The 7,269-nt window shown below is 50.8% G+C and carries 7 protein-coding genes and 2 tRNA genes; 5 read left to right on the top strand and 4 right to left on the bottom strand.

All coding sequences use genetic code 11. From position 1 onward, the window contains the following. Nucleotides 1–484: 484 nt before the first annotated feature. Nucleotides 485–721: a hypothetical protein gene (locus tag BUA65_RS04920; protein ID WP_072867665.1), complete on the bottom strand. Its 237-nt coding sequence runs from the start codon at nt 719–721 to the stop codon at nt 485–487. 172 nt (nt 722–893) lie between these two features. Between BUA65_RS04920 and BUA65_RS04915 the strand changes: the two genes are divergently transcribed. Further along, nucleotides 894–2,048, top strand: a complete 1,155-nt coding sequence (locus BUA65_RS04915) for an RtcB family protein (protein ID WP_072867663.1) — start codon at nt 894–896, stop codon at nt 2,046–2,048. Between the two features lie 28 nt (nt 2,049–2,076). On the opposite strand, the gene BUA65_RS04910 is transcribed toward BUA65_RS04915, so the two are convergent. The 3 genes from BUA65_RS04910 to BUA65_RS04900 form a co-directional block, all read right to left on the bottom strand. Next, the gene (locus tag BUA65_RS04910) at nt 2,077–2,286 is read right to left on the bottom strand and encodes a 4Fe-4S binding protein (protein ID WP_013822593.1); all 210 of its coding nucleotides are present in this window, start codon (nt 2,284–2,286) and stop codon (nt 2,077–2,079) included. Nucleotides 2,287–2,839: 553 nt separating this feature from the next. Then, nucleotides 2,840–2,915: transfer RNA gene (locus BUA65_RS04905), tRNA-Lys, on the bottom strand. Continuing rightward, nucleotides 2,916–2,993 (bottom strand) — tRNA-Pro (locus BUA65_RS04900). It abuts the tRNA gene before it with no gap. 271 nt (nt 2,994–3,264) lie between these two features. Between BUA65_RS04900 and BUA65_RS04895 the strand changes: the two genes are divergently transcribed. The 4 genes from BUA65_RS04895 to BUA65_RS17835 form a co-directional block, all read left to right on the top strand. Further along, complete coding sequence (locus BUA65_RS04895; protein ID WP_072867659.1) at nt 3,265–3,576, top strand: phasin family protein; 312 nt, start codon at nt 3,265–3,267, stop codon at nt 3,574–3,576. 229 nt (nt 3,577–3,805) lie between these two features. After that, nucleotides 3,806–4,567 (top strand): ATP-binding protein, encoded by a 762-nt coding sequence (locus BUA65_RS04890; protein WP_072867657.1) that lies wholly within the window; start codon nt 3,806–3,808, stop codon nt 4,565–4,567. Nucleotides 4,568–4,813: 246 nt separating this feature from the next. Beyond that, complete coding sequence (cooS, locus tag BUA65_RS04885) at nt 4,814–6,829, top strand: anaerobic carbon-monoxide dehydrogenase catalytic subunit (protein WP_072867655.1); 2,016 nt, start codon at nt 4,814–4,816, stop codon at nt 6,827–6,829. Between the two features lie 27 nt (nt 6,830–6,856). Beyond that, a partial coding sequence (locus tag BUA65_RS17835) for an anaerobic carbon-monoxide dehydrogenase catalytic subunit (RefSeq protein WP_500683352.1) occupies nt 6,857–7,269 on the top strand: 413 nt, incomplete at its 3' end.

The raw sequence follows: 7,269 nt of genomic DNA, 5'->3' as shown, positions 1-7,269 counted from the left end.
CGTGCCCGCCCCATATACTCCGCCGTCCCTTGGCAGCCTGGGATTTCGCTGTGTCACGCCAGCTCATCCGAACGGCTTAGCCTCTTATGGGGTTCTTGTTCATCGGGCCGTGGTTTTGCCTCCGGCTTCCTTCGGATTCCACCTCGCGATGGACACCCTTGCCTTTGGCTAGCAGACTCGTGCTGCCTCGCCTGCAGTGGACTTTCACCACCAAGTTAACGCCCATGCCGGGCGTACACGGGTAAAGGCTTTTGGGATAATACCCAAAAGCCTTTTATTTTTGAACGAAGATGCACTTGCAAAATTAGGCAGGCGATCATACCGCTTCGTCCCGGAATTTTACCCGGGTTAAACGCACATCATTCCTTTCGAAGCACCAGCCAGTCCATTTCAGCTACGCCGGGTTTTAGCTGGCCTTAGCCTGTCGTTTGTAAAGTCTATCGCCCGCCCAAACGATAAGACTTTATCTGCTATTTTAATCCGACTAAGACTGGGGTGGATTCAATTGTTGCTGCACCTGCTGAAGCAGGTCGCCCACCCGCGTGTTTAATTGTTGCAGTTGGCTAAATTGCTGGGACAGATGCGGCTGGGATGCGGCCAACTGGCTGAGCATTACCCCCATTTCAAAGGTGGCTTTCTGCGCTTCCCGCACTTGAAAGGACATCTGCTGCCTTTGGATGCCGGGATTGGGGCGGTTGTCCAAAAAGTCCAACCAGCTCACGGGCTTAAAACCTCCTTAATACTCATGCCTTTTACCTGCGCGGAATATAATTTGTCCCCTTAAAGTATGTACAATGAAAACAAACTATATCCTAAAAATCCCCCAAAAACCTTCCTGGCTTTTTATGGGAGGCCATGTTATAATAGGTTCTGTCGCTGGCGAGGTGAGGACAATGAGGATTATTACAACTGAAAGGCTACCCATTAAAATTTGGGCCCGGGAGGTGGAAGAGGGCGCCCTGGAACAGGCCCGTCACCTGGCCAATCACCCGTATGCCCGCCATCACATTGCCCTGATGCCCGACGTCCACCAGGGTTACGGCATGCCTATCGGGGGAGTGCTGGCCACGGAAGGGGTAATCATCCCTAACGCCGTAGGGGTGGACGTGGGGTGCGGGGTGCGGGCAGTGAGAACAAATCAGACGGTGGAAGCTGTACGGCCCCGTTTAAGGGATATCCTAAACCAGATCCAGCGGGCTATTCCCACCGGCTTTAACCATCATAAAAAACCTCAAAGCAGCCCCCTTTTTCACCGCGCCCCAGATGTACCGGTAATCCGGGAAGAACTGGAAAACGCCAGGTACCAGCTGGGTACGCTGGGGGGAGGAAATCACTTTATCGAAATACAAAGAGACGAACAGGATTATGTTTGGATCATGTTGCATTCCGGTTCCCGGAACTTTGGCAAAAAAGTGGCCGATTATTACAACCGCCTGGCCATAAACTTAAACGAGAGGTATGGTCCCCCAGTACCCCGGGAATGGCAACTGGCTTATTTGCCTTTAGATACCCATGAAGGACAAAATTACCTGGCGGCCATGCAGTATTGCCTGGAATTTGCCCGGGAAAACCGGGCTCATATGATGAAAGTAATCCTGGAAATCTGCCATTCCCTGTTGCCTGATTTTACCTGGGGAGAAGAACTGGACGTGCACCATAATTACGCCTTTTTAGAAAAGCACTTTGGCCAGCAGGTGATGGTACACCGCAAGGGGGCCGTGCGGGCGGTAGGGGACGTAATCGTACCCGGGTCCATGGGTAGCCCGTCTTACATCTGCCGCGGCCTGGCCAATCCGGAAAGTTTTGCCAGCTGTTCCCATGGGGCAGGACGGGTAATGGGTCGCAATGAAGCCCGCCGGCGCATACCGGTGGAAAAAGTTATTAAAGAAATGCAGGCTCTGGGAGTTGAGCTATTTAAGGCCAAAAAGGGAGACCTGGCGGAAGAGTGCCGCCAGGCCTACAAGGACATTGATCAGGTAATGGAAGACCAGAGGGATCTCGTGGAAATCAAAATCAAGTTACGGCCCCTGGGAGTAGTCAAAGGTTAAGCACCCGCGTTCATCAACCATTCATGCGTTAAGGATTGGGTACTCTACTAATTGCCCCTGCCGGGCAGGCACGGTAACAACGACCACAGCGGGTACAATTGTCCAGGTTAATATTATAGTGTACCGTGTCGTCAATATAAATGCCCCCATCCTTACATTCCAGCTCACAGGCCGCACAGGACATGCAAAGCTCCTGGTTAATCTGGTAGTTAAACTTAAACTTCTTTGGTTTTGTCAAGAAAACCCCCCCCTTAATAAACATTGTATGTACCCTTTCTACAGCCCGGGAAAAATTCCTCCCAAAGTTTTTAAAATAAAATACATTGCGGCAAGACAAAATACTAACAAAAAGCTTAGGAGGAGGGCTTATTTTGATCAGAAGGCGCATTCAGGGGGTAATCCGTCGGTACCGCATACCAGGTTCCACCAGCACCGGATACCGGCCGGTATGGGATATGGGGTACGCGGCGGAATATAAAAAAAGAACACGTATTTCTGGCGTTAACAGGCCCAGTACCTAACTGCCGGCAGGGAAGTTAACTCTTCCCGGGGGTTTCCAATCTAAATGCTTCGGATACTCAAAGATCGCCATAACCCTTAACACACACAACCATCTGGTGCCGGAGCTGATGGAGCAGGCGGCAGAGAAGCTGGATGCCGTATTCGGGCAAAAGAAAAACCCTTCCGCGAAGGAAGGGAAAAGTAAGGACGCGCCAGGGGCTTCCTGCAGCGATTTTCATTGCAGTAATTTTGCAGTAAACCGGCTGCCCCTGACCCGTGAAAGCCTTATTTGGTGGGCCATGAGGGAATCGAACCCCCAACCTGACGATTAAGAGTCGCCTGCTCTACCAGTTGAGCTAATGGCCCTGGTCGGGATGGAGGGACTTGAACCCCCGGCCTCTTGCTCCCAAGGCAAGCGCGCTAACCAAACTGCGCCACATCCCGCTAGTAATACAAGCCAAACTTTAATGATACAAACTTAATTATAACCTCTCCTACCACCGGCGTCAAGGGCAACAGGATCAAAAAAATGTCCAGCTTTGCGCTGGACGGGGAGAGATAGAACTCACCAAAGCGGAGTATTCTTAGTATCTCCCGGAAAAGCCTTTTATATACCTATTCAAGTAAAAATTACAAAAATCCATCCCTAAAATGCCACCAACACGTGTTATACTTGGTTATGATCACCAAATATTCTTTAAGGAGGCCAAAACACATGTTTAAGACAGCTGAAAGGCTAATCCTGGCCGGTATTGGCGCCCTGGCTTTAACCACCGAAAGGGCAGAAAAAATGATCAACGAGCTGACAGAAAGGGGACAAATGAGCAGAGAAGAAGCACGCAATTTTCTGCAGGAACTAATCGCAAAAGGGGAGCAGGAAAAGACCAACCTTGCGGAAACCTTACGCCGGGAGATCTCCCAATTAAGAGACGATCTGGGTCTGGTTACCAGAGCGGAAATAGAGGAACTTAAAAACAGGGTTGCCCGCCTAGAAGAACACCTGTTACAGAAACAAAACGAAACCTGAGTTCAAGATACCGGTAACGATAAAATATAAACCTGCATGAGTTCAAAATTTTTCTTTGTGTCAGCAGGAAAAATAATAGCCACGTCGAAATCGTAACTTCAAAATTTTAAAAATATAAAGATGAGGCAGGAATTACCCCCGGCTATGTAGAAAAGACATTTAGTTACCTTATAACTATAGCCCAGCAGATGGAAAAAGTATTTATGAAATGTGCCCGAGGTGAAACTTAATGAAGCTGGCCATCTCCGGAAAGGGCGGTGTCGGCAAAACCACCATTGCTGCTGCACTGGTTAAGTCCTTTGCGGAAACCCACCAAACCGTTTATGCCATTGACGCCGATCCCGATGCCTGTCTGGCTGCCGCCATAGGGATCCCCGAAGAGGTTGCCAGCGGGTTAAAACCCGTTGTGGAAATGCGTGATCTCATCCGGACCAAAACTGGAGATGGTGCCTTCTATACTCTTAACCCGCAAGTGAACGATGTGTTGGATGATTACAGCTACCAGTATAAAAACATCAAATTTATCCGCATGGGTGGGATTAAAAAAGGCGGTTCGGAATGCTATTGCCGCGAAAATACCTTCCTTAACGCCGTGGTTTCTTCCTTGCTTCTAGATAGCAGTGAAGTAGTAATTATGGATATGGGGGCCGGCATCGAACACTTGTCCCGTGGAACAGCTAGAGGCGTAGACCTGATGCTGGTAGTGGTAGAGCCTAGCCGCAACAGCATAAATACCGCGCACCTGGTCAAGCGGTTAGCTGCTGACCTGGGGATTCGCAAAGTAAGGATCATTGGCAATAAGATTCGCATTGCACGGGAAAAGGAATATATAGAAAATCATTTTTCGCCGGAAGAGATATTGGGTTTCATCGAGTTCAACAACGAAATATGGGAAAAAGCTATGGAACCGAACTCAGATGCAGCGGGAGAACTATTAGCCAGCATGAGGGAGGTTCGCGAAAAAATACTGCGAGAGGCGGGTGATCGGTAAACACCGGGGTTGGGGAGAGGATATTGCAGTTTTTTGCTGTCTTATTTATCCCTGCCTAAAGGGTGGGTACAGCTCGGTGACCCCGGCACCAACCACATTGGATGCCGGAAAAAAACAAATTTGCCAAAGACAAACACTGTTTTAAAGAGGTATTCCAGCAGCAAAAGGGTAGATCCCAGGAGCTTAAGCTAAATTAAAGACCAAAGTTGTCAACCAGCTAATTTTTTAGCCAAGGAGGTTAAAGCAATGCCAAGGTTTAGAGATCCCAGCCATACCTGCCGGCCCTCGGATGCCCCCCGGGTTGTTGATCCGAAGGTAGTAAAAAGGTCCATAGATCCGGCAGTGCTAGAAATGATCGATGTAGCCAAGGAAAGGGGAGTAATTACCACCTTTGACCGGGTGGTGGCACAGCAACCCCAATGTCAGTTTGGCTACAAAGGAATTTGCTGCCGTTTTTGTATGATGGGGCCCTGCCGGATTAAAACAGACGAAGGTCCCGCCAGCAAAGGAATTTGTGGCGCCTCCGTATGGACTGTTGTAGCTCGCAGCGTCGGCTTGATGCTACTTACCGGTGCCGCTTCCCACAGCGAGCATGCCAGCCATATGGCCCACACACTCCTGGAGTGCGCAGAGGGGCATGCTCCAGACTATACGGTCAAGGATCCCGACAAGTTACGCCGCATTGCCAAGCGCATTGGTATTGAGACTGAAGGCAAGGATGATATAACACTGGCCAAGGAAGTGGCCGAAGCAGCCCTGGCCGACTACAGCCGGTTAAAAGGCTTTGGTGAGTCCACCTGGGTAAAAACTACCATTACCCCTGGAAGGTTGGAAAAATTCCGCACCCATAACATTATGCCCAGCGGTGTTTATAATACCATTTCTGAACTGGTAAGCGAAGCACATATCGGTATGGATAACGACCCGGTAAACATTATCTTTAGCGCCCTGCGGGTAGCGCTGGCGGATTATACAGGAATGCACGTGGGCACCGACCTTTCCGACGTTCTCTTTGGCACCCCCAAGCCAGTAGTCAGTGAAGCCAACATGGGAGTCATTGACCCGACCAAGGTAAACATTGTCCTCCACGGGCACAACCCGATCCTCTCCGACATTATTGTCCAGGCCGCCAGGGAAATGGAAGATGAAGCCAGGGCTGCAGGAGCCGCGGGCATCAATCTGATGGGCATCTGCTGTACCGGCAACGAGGTGCTTATGCGTCATGGTGTACCTCTGGTTACCTCCTTTGCTTCCCAGGAACTGGCCATTACTACCGGAGCCATCGATGCCATGGTGGTGGACGTGCAGTGCATCATGCCGTCGATCCGCACCGTTGCTGAGTGCTTCCATACCGTGATTATCACCACTTCACCTATTGCCAAAATTCCTGGATCTTATTACCTGGACTTCCAAACCACCAAAGCGATTGAAAATGCCAAACAGGCAATCCGGCTAGCCATTGAAGCCTTTAAGCAAAGAGACCCCAACAAAGTACACATTCCCAATATCAAGAATAAGGTGGTAGCCGGCTGGAGCTTGGAAGCCCTTTATGAACTCTTCCGCACCGTGGAACCAGACAATCCAGTGAAGGCCCTTACCGATGCAATTTTAAATGGCGAACTCAAAGGGGTGGCCCTGCTGGCAGGTTGCAATAACCTGAAGCGTTTCCAGGATGACACCCATATCACCATTGCTAAGGAAATGATTAAAAATGATGTCTTTACCGTAGCTACCGGTTGTGCCGCCCAAGCCTGTGCCAAGCTAGGGCTACTGGCTCCCGAAGCCATGGAATTTGCCGGCGAAGGGCTGAAAAAGTTCCTGGCCCGGATCAGTGAAAAGGCCAATTTGAGCACTCCGCTGCCGCCCATTTTCCACATGGGTTCCTGTGTCGACAATACCCGAGCCTCCGACCTGCTAATGGATATGGCCAACACGCTGGGCGTAGATACCCCGAAGGTACCTTTCATCGCCTCCGCCCCCGAGGCTATGAGCGGCAAGGCAGTGGCCATTGGCTCCTGGTTTGTAGCCATGGGCGTACCGGTACATGTGGGTTCCATGCCGCCCTTAGAAGGCAGCGACTTGATTTATAGCATCGTCACCCAGGTAGCCAGCGATGTATACGGCGGTTACTTCATCTTTGAAATGGATCCCAACGTAGCTGCCAACAAGATGCTCAGCGCTTTAGAATATCGTACCTGGAAACTGGGCGTGCACCGCAAGGTGGCCGAGGACTTTGAAACCGCCCTGTGCCAGAACTATTAATGTGCCAGGACGAAAGGAGGAACCAGCATGTCTGAGCAAATCAACTTTGACCAGATTTTCGAAGGAGCGATCGAGCCGGGGAAAGAACCGAAGCGGCTTTTTAAAGAGACCTATGAAGGAACCATCACCGCGTTGAGCTATGCCGAGATACTGCTCAACCAGGCCATTCGTACCTACGGGGCGGACCACCCGGTGGGTTATCCCGATACGGCATATTACCTGCCGGTGATTCGCTGCTTGAGCGGAGAAGAGGTTAAGACTCTCGGCGATATGGTTCCCATCCTGAACCGGGTTAGGGCCCAGGTGCGAGAAGACTTCCGTGACTTCACCAATGCCCGGCTGGCCGGCGAAGCCACCTGGTACGCGGCGGACATTATCGAGGCCATTCGCTACCTCCAATATAGCCCGGAAAACCCCCTGCACGTTCCACCCTGGACCGG

Origin of the sequence: Desulfofundulus thermosubterraneus DSM 16057 (assembly GCF_900142025.1) — a bacterium.
Lineage (GTDB): Bacteria > Bacillota > Desulfotomaculia > Desulfotomaculales > Desulfovirgulaceae > Desulfofundulus > Desulfofundulus thermosubterraneus.
Note: the sequence above shows the minus strand (reverse complement) of the source record. Positions and strands in the feature narration are given on the sequence as shown.

Excerpts from the sequence above, each read along its gene's own strand:
- BUA65_RS04915 (WP_072867663.1), top strand. The coding sequence starts at position 894 with ATGAGGATTATTACAACTGAAAGGCTACCCATTAAAATTTGGGCCCGG.
- BUA65_RS04895 (WP_072867659.1), top strand. The coding sequence starts at position 3,265 with ATGTTTAAGACAGCTGAAAGGCTAATCCTGGCCGGTATTGGCGCCCTG.
- BUA65_RS04890 (WP_072867657.1), top strand. The coding sequence starts at position 3,806 with ATGAAGCTGGCCATCTCCGGAAAGGGCGGTGTCGGCAAAACCACCATT.
- cooS (WP_072867655.1), top strand. The coding sequence starts at position 4,814 with ATGCCAAGGTTTAGAGATCCCAGCCATACCTGCCGGCCCTCGGATGCC.